We start from the raw sequence: 17,697 nt of genomic DNA, 5'->3' as shown, positions 1-17,697 counted from the left end.
TCGGCCTCACTCCCTCACACCTCGCAAACAGCGTGCGGTGGTCCGAATCGGTGCCGTGAGGTCAGCGAGTCTGTTCAAGCCGCAGCCGCTGGTCGAAGCCCTTCCGGCCCAGCGCCTGCACCACCGACGAGCCACAACCGCAGGCACAGGCCGAGCGCAGGACCGATGCGGCACCACTCTGACCGATTGCCTGCCAACGCTCACAGAAGCCAGTGGCCCGTTGGCGGGCTCTCTCGCTGCGTCACGTCAGCGGCGTGCGGATGCCACGAACAGCGGCAATGCGAAGAACATCCGGCCCGCCCGAGCTCGTTCCGTCTGCTCCGCGGCCCACCTGTCGGCTTGCTCCTGGGTGATGGTCCCAGCGGCGCGGGCGACCTCGGCGATGCCGAGGAGCACGGGCAGCATGGCCGTGTCGGTGAAGATGCCGGTGTACACCTCAACGGTGACATCGACGAAACCCGCGTCGAGCAAGAGGTTCCGGTAGCTCCTCGCGGCGCGTGGCGAGGGGACCGTGTCGGCGCGAGCCCGCACGATGATCCGCGTCAGTTCGGCATCATCGGAGTCGATCACGAACGTGTCCCAGTCCTGACCAAGAAGCACAACCCTGCCTTCAGGACCAAGTACACGACGCGCCTCACGGAGCGCCTCGGCGGGATCGTCAAGTTCGTGGAACACCTTGTCCGCCCGGTAAGCGTCCACCTCGCCATCCGCGAAGGGAAGCTCGTCGGCGCTGGCGACCTGGAACCGCGCCTGCGGCCAGCGGCTGCGCCCAACAGTGATGAGATGCTCGCCAATGTCCACCCCAACCGCCGTCGCACCTCGTTCGGTCATCTCCGCGACCGCTCGGCCGGTGCCGCAACCCACATCGACCACCACCGCCCCGCGGCCGCAACCGAGCAGCTCATAGGAGCGGGTACGCAACGCGGCGGCACCGGGAAGGCTGTCAGCCCGATCAAGCAGCGCGACACGGCCATCGGCGTCGGCCTGGTTCGTCGTCTCATTGGACATGGCCGCGATCCTGCGACTTAATGTCGACATGAAGTCAAGCCAAGGCCGTCCCGTGCTGAGCATCGGCGATGTCGCGCAACGCTTCGGCCTGGCCACCCACGTCCTGCGCCATTGGGAGTCCGTCGGCCTGCTCTCCCCGGCCCGCGCGCAGGGCTCGCGCCGCCGGTACGGCCGCGACGATCTCTACCGGGTGGCGGTGATCCTGCGCGCCAAGGAAGCGGGATTCGGTCTTGACGACATCCGGGACATGATCACTACACAGGACCCGGCGACGCGCCGCAACATCCTGGTGCGCCATCGTGCCGAGCTCGCGCGTCGTATCGGCGAGGCGCAGGTGTCGCTGGACCTGATCGACTGCGCTGTGCACTGCGAGCACGAGGACATCACCGCCTGTCCCGCCTTCCGTGCCACCCTGGCGGAGCGACTCTGGATCGACGCGCAGCCCTACGCCCAGGAGTGACGCCGACGCCGGTTGCCCGCAAGTAGATCGTGGCGGGGTGGTCGCTCTAGCGGTGCCTGGTCGGGGCGGCGGAAAGCCGACAGTCGTGCGGATCCTGGTGGCTGCGGATCGGAGTGTGCTCAGCAGGTCATGTTCGTGAGAGGAAGCCGATGACAGCCTCGATGGTCTCGCCTGGATGGGTCATCACACCGGCGTGGGCGGCGCCACGGACCACGGTGAACTCACCGTGTGGCAAGGCTTCGGCGGCGATCCGGCCGGTGCGGGGCGGGAACAGCACGTCGTGTTCGAATGACGCGACCAGGACCGGGATGGTGATGTTGCGCAGCGCGGCCATGCGATGTTCGTCGTGCAGCCACGAGCAAGCGGCGGTGGACTGGCCGTTCTCACCGTCCTTCGAGGTCCACATCTGCCTCTGGTAGCCCAGCATCTGCACCCACTGGCTCACCAGACCCTCGTCGTCGCGTAAGGGGGTAGGAGCCAGCCCGGTCATGAGGGTTTGGAACGCTGCGGCGGTGTCCGGAATGTGCCCGACTGTGGTGATCAGCTCTGCCTCCATCGCGAGCACCGCGCTCAGCAGTGGGGTGACAGGTCCGGCCCCGGCGACCAGAACCGCGCAGCGCGCCAGATCCGGACGGGTCCGGGCCAGCAGTTCGACGGTGAAGCTGCCGAGCGAGTAGCCCACCAATGCCGCGTCGCGCACGTCGAGCGCGTCGAGCAGTCCGGCGGCGTCACCGGCCATCTGCTCGATCGTGTAGGGCGGTGGTGGTGCGTCACTGGGCGCGACTCCGCGAGCCGCGTAGCTGATCACCTCGTAACCCGCGTCGGTCAACGCGTCGCGCAATCCGCATGCCTGCCAGGCGATCGGCGGCATTCCGGTACCTCCCGCGAGGAGTACGGCAGCGCCAGTGCCCACTCGGTCGAACCCGATCCTGACGCCGTCGACGACCACCGAATCCATAGACTCCCCCTCGCAGCTTCGTCGCGCCAACGCAACAACACGCGCCGCAGACATCTCCACCACTAGCACAGATGGACTGCTGAGCGAGCGGTGCCATCTCCGACATCGTGCAGCCCACAGCAACAAGACCTGGCTCATCGCCTGACAGGCGTTCCATCGATGCGAGTTGTGGTGAGCCGCCAAGGGAAAGGCGGCTGCGAAGGTCGTTCAGGCGGCCGTGGTGCGCCGGTCCCCACCCGATCAGTAACCGCGAGTGCCTTGCAGCAGTTTCTGTCCTCGCAGGGCCAACGAACGGGCCCGCGGATGGGCACGCCGGAGCGAGGTTGGCCTTGCCGACCTGCCTGGCACCGTGGTCACACAGGCGGCCGCACGAGTGGGTCTCGTGCGGCTCGTCGCGGTGTTCGCACCCGTCACTGATCTGGCCCTGCGGCAAGGCTCCTTGTGTGATGCGGGCCCGACAAGCTCGGGTTTCTATCCAACCTCATGACTCGGTGACCCTGATCGGCCCGGACCTACCCGCCACGCTGGACCTTGCTCTACCTGAGCTTCCAGCCCGTCCGCTGTGGTGGGTGGCGCCGCTGGGATTCGCAGGGCGCTGCGCACGAGCATCACGATCGCCGACCATCTGGGACCACTCCGGGAGTGGATCATGGTCGCTTCCGGGCTGTGCGGGCTGTGCGGGCTGGCAGACGCTGGTTGGGCACGGCGACGGCAGGTGACCGCATAGGGACGCGTGCGAGCGAATGCTCCGGACCCGGAGCCGTCCTGGTCCGGCAGACCGATACGCGGGCGGCCGGTTCACCGAGGACGAACAGTCGCGCTCACGGCCGTGTTCCGCTGTCGCGAGGCGATCCGGTGTGCGGGATGACCGTGCGGTATTTGCCTCCCGCGGTCTGCTGGGGTGGTTCGGTCGCGCGGGTGAGGGTGACGTGGGTGAGGTGGTGGCCGGTGAGCAGGCGGTCGATCTCGGTGCGGGTGGTGTGCCAGACGTGTTCGGGGTCGGCGTCGGCGGTGGCCTGTAGGCGGATGCGGAGGTCGGTGGGTGAGGTCTGCACGATCTGGACGAGTTCGATGCCGGGGACGTGGTCGAGCAGCGCGCTGAGGGTGAGCGGGGTGATGGTGACCGATCCGCCGCCCTGGGTGGGAAAGGTGAGCAGGTCGGCGGTGCGGCCCTGGACGTGGATCGCGGGCAGCGGGTCGCCGCAGGGGCAGGGGTCGGGCCGGAGCAGGATGGCGTCGCCGAGGTCGTAGCGCAGGATCGGCTGGGCGCGGTTGGCGAGGTTGGTCAGCAGCGTGGTGTGGGACCGCGTGCCGGGCGGGACCGGCTGGTGGTCGGCGTCGACGGGTTCGAGGATGGCCCAGTCGCTGTTGACGTGCAGCCAGTTCTCGCGGCAGCTGTAGGTGAGGAACGGGCATTCGGTGGCGGCGTAGCCCTGCCGGACGGTGGCGCCGAACGCGGTGGCGATGCGGTCGTACTCCGCGGCGGGAAGGCCTTCGGCGGACAGGACGACCAGGACGGGGTCGATGTGCAGGCGTCCGGCCTGTTGTTCGCCGGCCAGAAGCGCGCCGGTGGTGGCGTAGGGGGTGAGGATGGCGGGCCGGAACGCGTTGAGCCGGGCCACGAGGTCGGGCAGTGGCAGCTGGACTGGGAAGACGCCGATGCGGCGGCGCCGCAACGGGTTCTTGCGCAGTCCGGCCGCGGCCACGGCGGAGGCGAAGTGTCCGCCGGTGGCGTTGACCATGGCGATCCGCCCACCTCGGGCGGCGATCCGCACTATGTCGCGGGGGGTGATCCAGGCGCCGAGCATCCGGGTGCTCAGCGCGGTGGTCACGGCCAGGGAGTCTCGGTCGAGCAGGAAGAGGCCGCGGGTACCGGTGGTGCCCGAGGTGGTGAGCAGGGTGTAGCGGCCGAGGAACTTCTCCCCGATTCGGGCGGGGTCGTCGACGAACGCCTGGGCGTCGGTGAGGGTGGCCGCGGGGTCGGTGACCCAGTCGTCGAACCGGGGCATCAGCTGTTTCTTGCTGGTGACCGGCAGCAGGGCCGGGTCGGTGATCCGCTCGGGCAGCCCGTGGTAGAGCTCGCGGTAGTAGCCGGACCGGCTGCGCGCGTGGGCCACGATCTCGGCGAGGCGATCTCGTTGCCGGGCCAGCAATGCCTCGGTGCCCTGCTGGTGTGCGCGGCGCGCGTCGAGCAGGAGACGCAGGGTGTGCATCACGACTCCGTGAGGTGTTGGGGTGGGCGCTCCCCGGCGTCGTCATCACCGCGTGCCGTCACGGTGCGCCTCGCTCGGTGCGATGCGTGGCGCGGCGTTCGGCGTGCAGGGTGGCCAGGATCAGTGTGATCGCACCAAGAGTGATGTACACGTCGGCGCCATTGAAGGTGGGAAACCAGCCTGTGTGCAGGTAGTCGGTGACCACACCGTCCCTGGCGCGGTCGACGAAGTTGGCGACCGCGCCGGCCAGCACCACGCCCAGCGCCAGTCGGGTGGGCCGGGTGCCGGTGCGAGCAGTGCGCCAGGTGTAGACGGCCAGCCCGGTGATGATCAGACCGGTGAGGGTGAGCACGAGCCAGGCGGGCAGGGTGTCGCCCAGGCTGAACGCCACGCCTGGGTTGAACGCCAGCCGCAACTGGATCACGCCGAGGTCCACGTACCGGCCGTCGGTGAGGCCGCGCTCGGCCCAGGCCTTCAGGCCCAGGTCGAGCGCGGCGAGCCCCAGCGCGATGGCCACCAGCACCAGCCGTGCGCGCGTCACCGTGGTGGTGTGGGCGGGTGCGATCACGAGGACGCCGCCACCGACGCCGGTCGGGCCACAGCCGCCTGCGGGTCCGCGGCCGTGATCGCGAGTGGTTTGGTGCGGCCGGCGCGGACGCCGTTGGCGATGACGACGACCTCGGCGAGTTCGTGCACCAGCACGACGGCGGCCAGGCCGAGTACGCCGAACAGGGCCAGTGGCATCAAGCCGACCACGATGGCCAGGGACAGGCCGACGTTCTGCAGCATGATCGACCGGGCCCGGCGGGCGTGGGTGAACGCCTGCGGCAGGTGGCGCAGGTCCTCGCCCATCAAGGCCACGTCGGCGGTCTCGATGGCCACGTCGGTGCCCATCGCACCCATCGCGATCCCGAGGTCTGCGGTGGCCAGCGCGGGGGCGTCGTTGACGCCGTCGCCGACCATCGCCGTGGACCGCTGCTCGCCCAGCTGCCTGATCAGCGCGGCCTTGTCCTCCGGCCGGAGTTCCGCGTGCACCGCGTCGATGCCCACGTCCTTGGCCAGCGCGGCGGCGGTGGCGTGGTTGTCGCCGGTGAGCATCGCCACGTGGTAGCCATCGCGACGCAGCTGGGCGACGACCTCGGCGGCTTCCGGCCTCAGTTCGTCACGGACGGCGATCGCGCCGATGACCCGCCCGTTCTCCTCGACGAGTACCGCTGTCGCGCCGGCTTCCTGCATCCGTCGTACGTCCGCGGCCAGCACTCCGGCCTCGAGCCAGCCGGGACGCCCCAGCCGCAGGGCGTGACCGTCGCGGCGGCCGACCAGCCCGGCACCGGTCACCGCCTCCACCTCGGAGGCGGGCCGAACCTGTTGCACGGCGGCGAGAATCGCCCGCGCGAGCGGGTGCTCGCTGCGTGCCTCCAGCGCGGCGGCCACATCCAGCACCTGCTCGCGGTCGGCGCCGCCGGCGGTGGCCACCTCGATCACGGCGGGCCGGTTGGCGGTCAGCGTGCCGGTCTTGTCCAGCGCCACTCCGCGCACGGCACCCAGGGCTTCCAGCGCGGCTCCGCCCTTGACCAGCACACCGAGCTTGGACGCGGCACCGATCGCGGCGACCACGGTGACCGGCACCGAGATCGCCAGAGCACACGGCGAGGCGGCTACCAGCACCACCAGCGCACGTTCGATCCATACCAGCGGGTCACCCAGCAGGCTGCCGACCACCGCGATCAGCGCGGCGGCGATCATCACACCGGGCACCAGCGGCTTCGCGATGCGGTCGGCGAGCCGCTGGCTGGCGCCCTTGCGGGACTGCTCCGCCTCGACGATCTTCACGATCCGGGCCAGCGAGTTGTCCTCGGCAGTGGTGGTGACCTCGATGGTCAGCACGCCGGTGCCGTTGATCGACCCGGCGAAGACCTCGCTGCCGGGTCCGGCCTCGACCGGCACGGACTCGCCGGTAATCGCCGAGACGTCCAGCGCGGTGCGGCCCTCGCGAATGACGCCGTCGGTGGCGACCCGCTCCCCCGGCTTGACCAGCATGAGATCCCCGACCCGCAACTCCGCCGGGGCGACCACGATCTCGTCACCGTCGCGGAGCACGGTCGCCTGGTCCGGCACGAGTGAGAGCAGCGCGCGCAAACCCCTGCGGGTGCGTGCGAGGGAGTACTCCTCCAGGCCCTCACTGATGGAGAACAGGAAGGCCAGCATCGCGGCCTCGCCGACCTCGCCCAGCAGCACCGCGCCCACGGCGGCGATGGTCATCAGCGTGCCGACGCCGATCTTGCCCTTGGCCAGCCGGCGCACCGTCGACGGGACGAAGGTCCAGGCACCGATCAGCAGCGCCAGCGCCTCCAGGGTCAGCTCCACCGGCCGTGTCGCGCCCGCCCAGCCCGCGATGAGCGCGGCCAGCAGGAACACTCCGGAGACGGCAGCGAACCGCAGCTCGCTGACCTCCCACAGGCGCTCCGGCTCGTGCTCCTCGGCTTCCTCGCCGCGGGGCTCGTCGCCCTCGCAGCCGCACGCGTCACTCATCCCTGGGTCTCCTTCGTCTCATCCGTCGTGGTCGCACCGATGTCGGTGCCGTAGTTCGGGCACAGCGCCACCGCGTTGCCGGTGGCCGCGAGCAGCGTCTCCGCGCTCGCCAGCAGGTCCATCAGCTCCGGCCGGGTCAGGCTGTAGAACACCTGCCGCCCCTGCGGCCGGCCGACCACCAGGCCGCAGTCACGCAGACAGGCCACATGTGCCGACACCGTCGACTGCGCCGACCCCAGCTGCTCCACCAGGTCCGCCACCCGCGCCTCGCCGTGGGCCAGACGCCGCACGATCGCCAACCGGGTGCCATCGGACAGGCCGTGGAACAACGCCACGGCCGCCGACAGATCCCCCTGCTCCGGCAGGACAGCCTCCGATTCAATCGCCATACGACGATGATAGCGCCCCGACTCGGTTAATCGCCTCCTATGTGCGAGTCGTCACTGAATCCGGGCTCTCGGTTGGCGGCCGCCCCGCAGGGGTGGTATCCATCGTCGTCTAACGATGTAAACGGTGGACGACGATCCTTCTGGAGGAGCGATGGACGGCAGGCGGCGCCTTGAGGCGAGCTCGGGGCTGCACGGCTCGAGGGGCCAGCGGTGACCGCGGGCGGGATGGTGCGACGGAACTGGCCACTGGCCCTGCCGGTGCTGGCCGCGATCCCAGGAGTGGTGCTGCGGTTCAGCGGAGCGCCGATACCGGCGGTGCTCGCCGTGCTGCTGCTGGGGACGGCCGTGGTGGGGGCCGCGTTCTTCCTCAGCTGGGGCACCGAGCTGGTCGAACGAGACATCGGGCAGGGGCTCGCGCTAGCGCTGCTGGCACTGATCGCGGTGCTGCCCGAGTACGCGGTGGACGTGGTGTTCGCCTGGAAGGCCGGCGAGGACCCCGCGACCTACGCTCCGCTGGCGCTGGCCAACATGACCGGGGCGAACCGCTTGCTGATCGGTGTGGGCTGGTCGCTGGTCGTGCTGGCGGCGCTGGCCGCGCGGCGCCGCCGCGCTCCCGACACACGCCCCGAGGACCGCTCGACTGTGCGGCTGGAGCCGGTGCAGACCGTGGAGGTCGCCTACCTGGCGGTGGCCAGCCTGTACGCGTTGACCTTCGCGCTGCGCGACACGCTCAACGTGCTCGACGCGGTCGTCCTGTTCGCGATCTTCGGGCTGTACCTGGTGCGGGTCAGCCGCGTCGACGAGGACGACGACGAGGACGAGGACGGCAGTGAGCTGATCGGGCCGGCCGCGCGGATCGCGACCGGCCCGGCCCGGATCCGCCGATGGTCGGCCGTCGGCATGCTCGTCTTCGCCGCCGCCGTGATCCTGGCCGTGGCCGAACCGTTCGCCGAGAGCCTGGTCGAGACCGGCACCGAACTCGGGGTCAGCCAGTTCCTCCTGGTCCAGTGGGTGGCCCCACTGGCATCGGAGACCCCGGAGTTCATCGCGGTGCTCCTGCTGGCCTGGAAGCTGCGCGGCGCCGCCGCGCTGGGCGCCCTGATCTCCTCGAAGATCAACCAGTGGACGCTGCTGGTCGGCATCCTGCCGCTGGTCTTCGCGATCTCCGCCGGGTCGCTGTCCGGGCTGCCGATCGACCCGCTGCAGCGGGAGGAGCTGTTCCTCACCGCCGCCCAGTCGATGTTCGCGGTGTCCCTGGTCGCCGCCGGAGCGCTGTCCCGGCGCGGAGCGTGGACCCTGCTCGGGCTGTTCCTGGCCCAGTTCGCGCTGGCCTGGACGTTGCCGCCCGACCTGGCCGCGGTCGAACGGATCGGACTGGGCGCGCTGTACCTGCTGCTCGCCGTGATCCTGATCGTCCGGAACCGCCGGGCGATGTGGGCGACACTGCGCGACGGGCTGACCGGCAGAGCGCTCCGGACGGAGCGCTCGGAGACGGCCTGACCTTCCTGAACGCGGCCCGCCCCGCGCGGGCCGCGTTCGCTACCTTGGGTTCACCCGAGGCGCACGAACACCGGGTTGGAGTAGAACCACAGGTCCGTCCACGGGTTCTCCTTGGCGTCCGGCAGAGGCTCAGCCTCGTCGGTGTTCGTGCCGCGCACCCGCGCATAGAGGTCGTTCTCGACGTTGCGCAGGGTGTGCCGGATGACGAACTCGGACCCGCGACGCTGCCAGTCGCTCGGGCCGAACCGCGCGACGACCTTGGTGGTCGGGTTGGTGTCGGCGTCCAGGTTGGGATTCGGGCCGGTGATGTTGCCGACGATCAGGTCGACCCGCCGGACCTGTGGTTGGTCGCCGTTCGCGTTCTTTCCTTGCAACGGGCGGAATCTGATCTCGATGTCGACGTCGTTGCGGTCGCGACGGCGCACCACCAGCGTCTCGCCCACTGCGGCTGAGCGGTCCCGGTTGCGTGCGGTCAGGTCGAGGGTGGTGATCAGGTCGCCGGTCGTGACGAAGATCCGGCCGGTGCGCAGGGCGTCCATGATGTCGCCGTAGTCCTGCCGCGCCTGCACGTAGGTCTTGCTGTACTCGCCGGGCCAGAAGTCCGCGCCGCCGCGCGTCCAGTGCACGTGCGAGTCGGAGGTCGCGGTGATCCACCACTTCCGGCCCTCACCGAGCAGCGAGTCCCACAACCCGCCCACCCGCGCGGTCATCTGGTCGAAACCGCCGTGGGTGGGGTAGCTGCTGTACGCGCCCCGTGCGCCACCGACGAGCGGCCCGGCCTGGTGGCCCGGTGCTCCTTCGAAGCCGACGTAGACGTCCGGCGCGATGTTGTTGCCGTTGCGGAACTCTCGTGGCGTGTCCTGCCCGTACACGCCGAGACCACGGGCCGAGCGGGACGCGTGGTGGGCGATCACCAGCGGCTTGTTCCGCATGTCCTTGGCAGCCTTCAGGAACTCGATCATCTTCGCCTCGGTGTCCCGGCCGGGATCGGCAGGGAAGGCGTCGTGCTTGGCGAAACGGCTCTCCAGCTCGAACAGCTGCCGCGCCTCGTCGTCGTGGCGCGGAATCATCAGCGTGTGGTGATCCTGCGCGGGAGTGTCGAACTCCATGCCCCCAGAACTGCAGTACCTCGGGCACGAGCTTGCGGGAGCGCAACAGGTCGGGGTAGGCCAGCTCCAGGTTGACCTTCGAGTGGGTCGGCCCACCGTGGTCGGTGCACATCGCCCAGGTCAGGCCGAAGTTCTTGGCCATGATCGCGTTCGTGACGATCGGATACACCGCATCGGCACCCTTGACGAACCTCGGTGGGGTGACCGAGGTGTCGAAGTCCCCGCTGTACTCGGAGTGGATGTGATGGTCACCGGCCCGCCACGCGCGGTGGCGGCCGTCGCCGTGTCCTTGCGCTTCCTGGGCGTCATCCGCCCGTGCCGTGCCACTTGCCAGTGGGCCGGCGGCAACGAACGTGGCCCCGACACCGGCGAACTTGACCAGCTGACGTCGTGAAACCTGCGGACCCTCGGAATCGCTCATGGTCTACCCCTCTCGGCGCTCGAACCGGACGAGCCAGTCTGTGCGCCGCTCTCGAACTCGGGATGAACAAGACACGACCTGGAGACGGCCGGTGGTTTTCATCGTCTTGTGACGATGATATCGTCGTTTCTAGTTACATCGTCGGATGGCGATGGCGCCGCGCAACTCCGATAGTGGATCTGCGATCGAAGGACTTGACCATGCTGATGAACGCGATCGAAACCGCGCTGGTGAACTCACCGCCCCGCCGTTGGTTGCAGCACTACGAGGCACATGCGCTGGTCAGGCTGGGCGGACGGACTCCTGGAGCGCGGGTGGCGGAGGTCGGCTGCGGTTCCGGCTACGGCACCAAGCTCATCCTCGACCAGTTCGGCGCGGCCCGCGTCGACGCGGTCGACCTCGACCCGGCGATGATCACCCGCGCCACCCGGCGGCTCCGCCGCTATGCCGGCCGCGTTCTGCTGGCGCAGGGCAGCGCCACCGACCTGCTCGCAGCATTCTCCGGAGCCGGCGGCGGCAAGGACGCCGACTATGACGCGGTGTTCGACTTCGCGATCATCCACCACATCCCGAACTGGCGGGACGCCGTGGCCGAGGTCGCCCGCGTGCTCAAGCCCGGCGGACGGTTCTTCTTCGACGAGGTCACCGCCACCGCACTCGCCCGACCCACCTACCGGCTGCTGTTCGACCACCCCGGCCAGGACCGGTTCACCGCCGGGGAGTTTCTGGCCGAGCTACCCCGCCACGGCCTGCACGTCGGTGACCGGTGGCGCACCCGCGTCGGCGGGGACTACCTGCTCGGCGTCGCCACCAAGTCCGAGCCGACCGGGGGTGAACAGTGATGGCCGTCACCGCACTCGTCCTGTTCGGCACCTTCGTCCTGCTCTCCACGGCACGCGTGCTGATCCAGCGGCAGCGCACCGGTGACACCGGAACCCGACAGTGGACTATCCAGCCCGGATCGACGCAGTGGTGGGCACACTGGACGTTCAACCTCGGCGTCCTGATCACCGGCGTGGGCGCGCCCATCGGCGGCCTGTCCGCGCTGCGCCCACTCGCGGTGCTGGATCATCCGGGTGTTCAGGTACTCGGCGTGGTCCTCGCGATGCTGGGTGTGCTGGCCACCTTCGCCGCCCAGATGGCCATGGGCGGTTCGTGGCGCATCGCCGTGGACGAGACCGAGCACACCGGGCTGGTCACGCACGGGCCGTTCCGGCTCGTCCGCAACCCGATCTTCAGTGCGGCGCTCGTGGGCTTCCTGGGGCTGACCTTGATGGTGCCCAACCCGGTCGCCCTGGGTGGTTTCCTCATCATGCTCGCCGGCGTCGAGCTCCAGGTACGCACAGTCGAGGAGCCCTATCTGCGCCGGACGCACGCCGGCGCCTACACCGACTACGCGGCGCGCGTCGGCCGGTTCCTGCCCGGTATCGGGCGAATCCACCGGACCCACGGGAGTTGACGTACCGCAGGGCACAGCACGGCCTTCGCCTGGCCGCCTCATCTACACCGGGCACATCGGCGCCGCGGCCTCGCAGGTCTCGATGTTCACCGACGACAGCGTCGACTGCGCGGGCCCGGTCGTGCCCGGTCCCAGCCTGTACGAGTGGGCCAGCATGCTGGCGCTCATGGAGCCCTTCGACGACTACCCCGTCGCGGTGCGCAGCGAGGCCCGTGCGCTGACTCCGGACTCCTATCCCACCCGAGCGCTCTACGGCCACTATCTGAACTGGGTGCTGAGAAGACTGTGCAGCACAGCACCGGCAGGGGTGACGATCAGGCTGCACGAGCAGTCCGCGATCGCGGTGGACGATGCCGCGGAGAACCGGCGCGATCACACGGCAGATCGTGACGCTGACCGACGGGACCAGGCTGGCCGGACTCGGCGCGGTAGTGCTCGCGCAAGGACACATCGACATGCCGCTGGGTGAGAGCGAACAACGGCTGAGCCGGTTCGCCGATGCGCACGGCCTTCGATACCAGCCACCCGCGAACCCCGCGGAGGTCGGCCTGGACGAGATCGGCGCCGGTGAGGTCGTGGCCGTCCGCGGCATGGGACTCAACTTCTTCGACTACCTGGCAAGATTCACCATTGATCGCGGCGGGCGTTTCCAACGCGCCCCTGACGGGCGCCTCGTGTACCGGCCTTCGGGCCACGAGCCCGACATCTACGCCGGATCCCGGCGCGGCGTGCCCTACCACTCCCGGGCGAGAACCAGAAAGGTGTGTCGGGCAGGCACGAGCCGATATTCCTCACGCACACGGTCATATCGCGGTTGCGCGCCCGTGCCGCCCGCGGAGAGAACGTCGGCTTCCGCGCTGACGTGTGGCCGCTGGTCTCGCGCGAAGTGCAGTTCGTCTACTACACCACGCTGCTGCGTGCCCGTCGCGGCGCGAAGGCCGCCGAGGAGTTCGGGCCGCACTACGTCAACACGGACCAGGCCGGTGTGCCCTCCCTGCTCGACGCGTTCGGCATCGGGTTCTCCGACCGCTGGGACTGGGACCGCATCGCAAGGCCCCACGCCGACCGCAAGTTCTCCTCCCCACAGGCGTTCGGCACATGGCTGCGGCGACCGCTTTCCGATGATCTGCGTCAGGCACGCGGTGGCAACGTCACCGACCCGGTCAAGGCCGCGTTGGACGTGCTGAGGGACCTGCGCAACGAGATCCGCCTGGTGGTCGACCACAGTGGACTGTCCGGCTCGTCCTACCGGGACGATTCGACGAGTGGGTCACCGACCCGGCCGTCACCCTCGCCGCAGTGCGGGCGTTCGTCGACGACCCCACGCAGATCGGCGAGAAGTTCCTCGGCCGCTACACCGTCACCACCACCTCAGGGACCACAGGCGTCCCCGGAATCTTCCTGGCCGACCAGCGCACCCTCGCCGTCACCGCCGCGCTCAGCGCACGCATGCTGGGCTCCTGGCTCACCGCCACTGACGTCATGAGAGTCGCGGCGCGAGGCGGGCGCATCACCATGCTGATCGCCACCGGCGGCCACTTCGCCTCCGCCACCGCCGCGGCGGCGCTGCGCAAGAATCGACTGCGCCGCAACAGAATCAGGGCCTTCGCGGCGCACACCCCGATGCCCGGACTCGTCGAGGCGCTCAACGCCTTCCGCCCGGCCATCCTCGCCCCTACGCCAGCATGGGCACGTTGCTGGCCACCGAACAGCAGGCAGGCCGCCTGCACATCGACCCGGCTCTCGTGATCCTGTCCGCGGAAGGGCTCCCCTCAGGTGAGTACGACCGGATCGCCACCGCGTTCGGCACCAAAGTTCGCCACGGCTACGCAGCCAACGAATGCACATTCCTCAGCTACAGCTGCCACCACGGGTGGCTGCACGTCAACAGCGACTGGGCCATCCTCGAACCCGTCGACGCCGACCACCAACCCGTTCCGCCCGGCGAGCGCTCGCACACCGCGCTGCTCACCAACCTCGCTAACCGCACCCAACCGATCTTGCGCTACGACCTCGGCGACGCCGTCCAACTCCGGCCCGCCCCCTGCCCCTGCGGCAACCCACTACCCGCGATCCACGTCCAGGGCCGCACCGCCGACCTGCTCACCTTCCCCGCGCGTGGCGGCGAACCGGTCACGATCGCGCCCTTGGCCCTCAGCCTGGCGCTCGAACGCCTGTCCGGAGTCGAGCTCTTCCAGATCGTGCAGACCACACCGACCAACCTCGGCATCCGCCTGCACACCACATATGGCGCCGACCCGCACCAGGTCTGGCAAGCGGTGCACACCGAGCTCACCCGACTGCTCACCGACCACAAACTCGACCACGTCACCGTCACCCATGCTGGCGAACCACCGCAGCAGACCTCCGGCGGGAAATACCGCACGGTGACCCCGCTGACCTGACTCGACTCCACAATGGCCGTCCACAGCAGACGATCACTTCGACCGGCACCTGCACACCGGCGGCTCGTCCGCGTCTGTGCATCGCTTCCCCCGAGAACTCGCGCTCATCCGAACACCCCGCCTTCAACGAGGATCAACACACCGATACCGATCAACACCGCGGGCAGCACGAAGTCGCCCCAGCGCGCCAGCGCGCGGGCGATCACAGGCCGCGTGGCGAAGTACCGGCCGGCGGCGCACCACACTGCCACCAGGATCAGGAACACGGCCGCGAACACGACGAGGCCGTCAGTCCCGGCGGTGGTAAAAACCGGTACGTAGACACCGATGTTGTCGCCGCCGTTGGCGAAAGTGACCGCCGCGACCGCGAGCACTCCCGGCCCCTGCGCCGCGATAGACACCGGCTCGTCATCGCCCGCGTGGCGCTCACGCCAGGCTCGCCACGCCGCGCGGAGGCCCAGCAGGAGCGGGAGCAGGCCGAGATACGGGATCACGTTGTCCGGCAACAGTCCCGCGCCGAGCGCACCGAGGATCGCGGCCGTGAGGATCGCGAGGAAGCCCAGGTACTGGCCGGCCACCAGCCGCGCGGCTCCGCCACGTCCCTCGGCCTGGCTGAAGAACAGCGCCAGGATCACGATGTCGTCGACGTTGGTCACCGCGAACATGCCCACCGCCTGCCCGACCAGCCCCAGTTCCACAGGTCTCCTCACGAAGATCAACCATCCGGTGCCGGAACCCTAGGACACTGGCCGGGCCCCGCGTTGAGCCAGCATGACCTGGAGCGTCTCCACCTCCGCGGTCTGCGACTTCCTCCTTCGTGGCCATGCCCGGCGTCCCGGCCGTCACAGCTCCACCACCTGGTAGCCGAGCCCTTCGATGGCGGCGATCACGTCCTGGGTGCTCGTGAGCGTGCGGTCGAGCTCGACGGTGCTGCGCTGGTGTTTCATCGTGGTCTGGGTGTTGCGCACGCCCGGGAGGTCTTCGAGGGCGTCGTCGATGAGCATCGCGCAGCTGCCGCAATGCATGCCGCCGACCTGGAACACATGCGTCGTGGTATCCACTGCGGACTCCCGGCTCAGATGACGGTGATGGTGCCGGTGTACATGCCCATGCCGCACGAGAAGCCGATCCGGCCGGGTTGCAGCACGCCGAGGTCGATGCTCGTTTCGCCTCGCACCGGCAGGATCTTGTCGATGTCGCGGTCCGGAATGAGGAACGACCGGACGCAGCCTTGTGCGTTGTCAGACTTGACGAGCAGCGTGGTCGGGACGCCGGAGCGGGCTTCGACCGAGGCCGGGCTGTAGGAACCGGCGCTGGCCGTGATCACCACGGTCTGGCGGCCGTCCTCGGCCGGCGGTGCCGCGGCCTGCGCCTGCGCTTCCCTGGGTGCCACCGTGTTCACGAGCCTGCTGACCGCGAGTGGTGAGCCCGCGAGCTCCAGCCCGCCGTTGAGGGTGAAGAGTCCCATCGCCAGCACGACCAGTCCGGTGACCACGGCCAGTCGTCCGCGCCAGGCGGTCGCGGCCTTGCGGGCGAGGTAGCCGAGCACCGCGAACAGCGGCGCGGTGCCGATCACGAACACCGCCATCGTCGCGGCTCCGGCCAGTGCCGAGCCAGAGCTCAGTGCCAGTGCCTCCACGGACAGCGTGACGCCGCAAGGCACGAGCACCGTCGCGAACCCGAGCAACGCCGGCGCCACTGCCGCCTGCGAGCGTGCCCGGCCGCGCACGAGCTTCATCCACGACGCCGGTGGCTCGACCACGATGCGCCGGAAACCAGGCACACCGAGCTGAGCCAGCCCGAAGGTGATCACCAGCAGACCGGCACAGATCTGCAGCCACGTACGGGCCGTGACGGACAGCTGCACGACGCCACCCAACGCACCGAGCAGCGCGCCGAGCAGGGTGTGCGACACGAGATTGCCCGCGAGGAACCCGGCGACCGGCACGAGGTCGTCGCCAGGCGAGCGGGTGGCGGCCACGCGCTGACGGGTGACGAGGCCGGTGAGAAGGCCGCCCTGCACGGCGGCACACGAGACACCACCGGCGAACAACCCGGTGACCAGAACAGCTGCGAGATTCAACGGAACTCCTGAAGATGCGGAACGAGGATGCCGAAGCGCTCCGGCGCGGCCGGAGTGCACGTCGATGGAGGCCCGCCGTGAAGCGGGCAGACTCCTCCTACGTCCGCAGCAAGCAGAGTTGAGCGAGACTGGGCGCGCGCGGCCGAGGCATCTCCCTCGCCCACACCCGAACCGCGACGAGCGATCCGGCGCGGGACACCGCGACAGGCCGGGCGATCAGCACGGACACGACCACGCCGACGAGGAACGCCAGGCAGGTCATCAGCATCCCGTCCGGCACGGAGCCCTCGTCCCCGTGCGACGCACCGAGCGCGTCAAGTCCAGCCGGCACCGGCTCGTGAGCCTGCATGCCGACCATCGGCGGACTGGCATACGCGGTAGCGGCCATGCCGTCCGAGCACTGCACGCCAAAGCCGAGCGCGACACCCGCCAGCACCGCGACCACGGCGAGCAGCCGGCCGAGATGACCTCGCGCGGCTCGACGACGTGGGGTGCCCGTCATGGCCACCACTTTAGAACGCACGCGTTCGCCGTCGGCCACCCACCACTTGCGACGATCTCACCGGGTGCTGTGCAGGGTGAGCTGATCCCGGTGGAAGTGGAAGTGCTGCGTGGGGAAGCGGTAGAGGTCGGCCATGGTCATGAAGTCCTGGAAGAACGGGTCCCACCGCGTGGGGTAGTGCATGCCGCGGGCCAGCCCCGCCTCGGACTCGGCATCGAGCCTGCGATGCATCTTGGCGATCACACGGTCGAACATCCCGGCCATACGCGCGCGACCGAGAACCGTGCCGCCGAGCCAGGAACCGGCGTAGTTCACTACGTCGAACGGCGCGGTCACTGCGCTGAGCAAGCGAGCGAATGCCTTGCCGACACCCGTGGGCAACCGGCTGACCACTCTCATCAGGTTCAGCAGCGCCCGCATGATCAGGTAGCCGAGCAGCATGTGAAACAGCAGCTGCCGGTTGGTCCATCTGGTGCCGTCCGACGGACGGCGTAGATCCTGCTCGCTCGCTGCGTCGAGGAGCAGGTGGAAGACCGCTCGGGCTTCCTCCAGTTCGGCGTGAACAGCCGGTTTGTCCACGTCGTCAGTGTCCACCCACGACGCCGTTGCAGACAACGATCAGTGAGCGTTGAACGCTAGTTACACCCACTCGTGAAGA

20 protein-coding genes are annotated in these 17,697 nt (G+C 69.4%); 7 read left to right on the top strand and 13 right to left on the bottom strand.

Features of this window, described 5'->3' with window-relative positions:
* Window positions 1–246 precede the first annotated feature (246 nt).
* Window positions 247–1,008 (bottom strand): methyltransferase domain-containing protein, encoded by a 762-nt coding sequence (locus BLR21_RS37435; RefSeq protein WP_090014179.1) that lies wholly within the window; start codon window positions 1,006–1,008, stop codon window positions 247–249.
* Between the two features lie 28 nt (window positions 1,009–1,036).
* On the opposite strand from BLR21_RS37435, the gene BLR21_RS37430 reads away from it, so the two are divergent.
* Entirely contained in the window at window positions 1,037–1,468 is a 432-nt protein-coding gene (locus tag BLR21_RS37430; RefSeq protein ID WP_090014216.1) for a helix-turn-helix domain-containing protein, read from the top strand.
* 127 nt (window positions 1,469–1,595) lie between these two features.
* On the opposite strand, the gene BLR21_RS37425 is transcribed toward BLR21_RS37430, so the two are convergent.
* From BLR21_RS37425 to BLR21_RS37405, 5 genes are all read right to left on the bottom strand, one after another.
* Window positions 1,596–2,426, bottom strand: coding sequence for an alpha/beta fold hydrolase (locus BLR21_RS37425; RefSeq protein ID WP_176929967.1), 831 nt, complete (start codon window positions 2,424–2,426; stop codon window positions 1,596–1,598).
* An 821-nt stretch (window positions 2,427–3,247) separates the two neighbouring features.
* Entirely contained in the window at window positions 3,248–4,639 is a 1,392-nt protein-coding gene (locus BLR21_RS37420) for a CoF synthetase (RefSeq protein ID WP_090014214.1), read from the bottom strand.
* Window positions 4,640–4,697: 58 nt separating this feature from the next.
* Window positions 4,698–5,207: a signal peptidase II gene (gene lspA, locus BLR21_RS37415; RefSeq protein WP_256335185.1), complete on the bottom strand. Its 510-nt coding sequence runs from the start codon at window positions 5,205–5,207 to the stop codon at window positions 4,698–4,700.
* Complete coding sequence (locus BLR21_RS37410) at window positions 5,204–7,171, bottom strand: heavy metal translocating P-type ATPase (protein ID WP_090014174.1); 1,968 nt, start codon at window positions 7,169–7,171, stop codon at window positions 5,204–5,206. The genes lspA and BLR21_RS37410 overlap by 4 nt, the downstream gene beginning before the upstream one ends.
* Window positions 7,168–7,560 carry an ArsR/SmtB family transcription factor gene (locus tag BLR21_RS37405; RefSeq protein ID WP_090014171.1) on the bottom strand — a complete coding sequence of 131 codons (393 nt, stop codon included), beginning with the start codon at window positions 7,558–7,560 and terminating at the stop codon, window positions 7,168–7,170. Before BLR21_RS37405 ends, BLR21_RS37410 begins: the two co-directional genes overlap by 4 nt.
* A 210-nt stretch (window positions 7,561–7,770) precedes the next feature.
* On the opposite strand from BLR21_RS37405, the gene BLR21_RS37400 reads away from it, so the two are divergent.
* Complete coding sequence (locus BLR21_RS37400; protein WP_256335184.1) at window positions 7,771–9,060, top strand: sodium:proton exchanger; 1,290 nt, start codon at window positions 7,771–7,773, stop codon at window positions 9,058–9,060.
* A gap of 50 nt (window positions 9,061–9,110) precedes the next feature.
* Here BLR21_RS37400 and BLR21_RS37395 read toward each other — a convergent pair whose 3' ends face one another.
* Complete coding sequence (locus BLR21_RS37395; protein ID WP_218131081.1) at window positions 9,111–10,169, bottom strand: CehA/McbA family metallohydrolase domain-containing protein; 1,059 nt, start codon at window positions 10,167–10,169, stop codon at window positions 9,111–9,113.
* 627 nt (window positions 10,170–10,796) lie between these two features.
* Between BLR21_RS37395 and BLR21_RS37390 the strand changes: the two genes are divergently transcribed.
* Entirely contained in the window at window positions 10,797–11,432 is a 636-nt protein-coding gene (locus BLR21_RS37390) for a class I SAM-dependent methyltransferase (RefSeq protein ID WP_218131080.1), read from the top strand.
* Window positions 11,432–12,049 carry a methyltransferase family protein gene (locus BLR21_RS37385; protein WP_090014166.1) on the top strand — a complete coding sequence of 206 codons (618 nt, stop codon included), beginning with the start codon at window positions 11,432–11,434 and terminating at the stop codon, window positions 12,047–12,049. The genes BLR21_RS37390 and BLR21_RS37385 overlap by 1 nt, the downstream gene beginning before the upstream one ends.
* A gap of 42 nt (window positions 12,050–12,091) precedes the next feature.
* Here the strand turns inward: BLR21_RS37385 and BLR21_RS44235 are convergent, their stop codons facing one another.
* Window positions 12,092–12,217, bottom strand: a complete 126-nt coding sequence (locus tag BLR21_RS44235) for a hypothetical protein (RefSeq protein ID WP_256335188.1) — start codon at window positions 12,215–12,217, stop codon at window positions 12,092–12,094.
* On the opposite strand from BLR21_RS44235, the gene BLR21_RS37380 reads away from it, so the two are divergent.
* The 3 genes from BLR21_RS37380 to BLR21_RS37370 all read left to right on the top strand — a co-directional run bounded on the left by BLR21_RS37380 (window position 12,171) and on the right by BLR21_RS37370 (window position 14,454).
* On the top strand, window positions 12,171–12,518 hold the full coding sequence (locus BLR21_RS37380; RefSeq protein ID WP_256335186.1) for an FAD/NAD(P)-binding protein: 348 nt from the start codon (window positions 12,171–12,173) through the stop codon (window positions 12,516–12,518). The two genes, BLR21_RS44235 and BLR21_RS37380, sit on opposite strands and share 47 nt — an antisense overlap.
* Window positions 12,519–13,348: 830 nt before the next feature.
* Window positions 13,349–13,798 carry a hypothetical protein gene (locus BLR21_RS37375; RefSeq protein ID WP_090014162.1) on the top strand — a complete coding sequence of 150 codons (450 nt, stop codon included), beginning with the start codon at window positions 13,349–13,351 and terminating at the stop codon, window positions 13,796–13,798.
* Window positions 13,735–14,454 (top strand): phenylacetate--CoA ligase family protein, encoded by a 720-nt coding sequence (locus tag BLR21_RS37370; RefSeq protein WP_090014161.1) that lies wholly within the window; start codon window positions 13,735–13,737, stop codon window positions 14,452–14,454. The genes BLR21_RS37375 and BLR21_RS37370 overlap by 64 nt, the downstream gene beginning before the upstream one ends.
* A 104-nt stretch (window positions 14,455–14,558) precedes the next feature.
* Here BLR21_RS37370 and BLR21_RS37365 read toward each other — a convergent pair whose 3' ends face one another.
* The 5 genes from BLR21_RS37365 to BLR21_RS37345 form a co-directional block, all read right to left on the bottom strand.
* Window positions 14,559–15,152: a cadmium resistance transporter gene (locus BLR21_RS37365; protein WP_090014159.1), complete on the bottom strand. Its 594-nt coding sequence runs from the start codon at window positions 15,150–15,152 to the stop codon at window positions 14,559–14,561.
* A gap of 144 nt (window positions 15,153–15,296) precedes the next feature.
* Window positions 15,297–15,515: a heavy-metal-associated domain-containing protein gene (locus tag BLR21_RS37360; protein WP_090014157.1), complete on the bottom strand. Its 219-nt coding sequence runs from the start codon at window positions 15,513–15,515 to the stop codon at window positions 15,297–15,299.
* A 14-nt stretch (window positions 15,516–15,529) separates the two neighbouring features.
* Window positions 15,530–16,537 (bottom strand): sulfite exporter TauE/SafE family protein, encoded by a 1,008-nt coding sequence (locus BLR21_RS37355; protein ID WP_090014155.1) that lies wholly within the window; start codon window positions 16,535–16,537, stop codon window positions 15,530–15,532.
* 97 nt (window positions 16,538–16,634) lie between these two features.
* A complete protein-coding gene (locus BLR21_RS37350; protein WP_143028046.1) occupies window positions 16,635–17,039 on the bottom strand; it encodes a DUF6153 family protein in 405 nt (134 codons plus the stop codon).
* A gap of 57 nt (window positions 17,040–17,096) precedes the next feature.
* A complete protein-coding gene (locus BLR21_RS37345; RefSeq protein ID WP_090014205.1) occupies window positions 17,097–17,618 on the bottom strand; it encodes a DinB family protein in 522 nt (173 codons plus the stop codon).
* Between the last annotated feature and the right edge of the window lie 79 nt (window positions 17,619–17,697).

The sequence above is a fragment of the Lentzea albidocapillata subsp. violacea genome, from assembly GCF_900100275.1.
In the GTDB taxonomy this organism is placed as follows: Bacteria; Actinomycetota; Actinomycetes; order Mycobacteriales; family Pseudonocardiaceae; genus Lentzea; species Lentzea violacea.
Note: the sequence above shows the minus strand (reverse complement) of the source record. Positions and strands in the feature narration are given on the sequence as shown.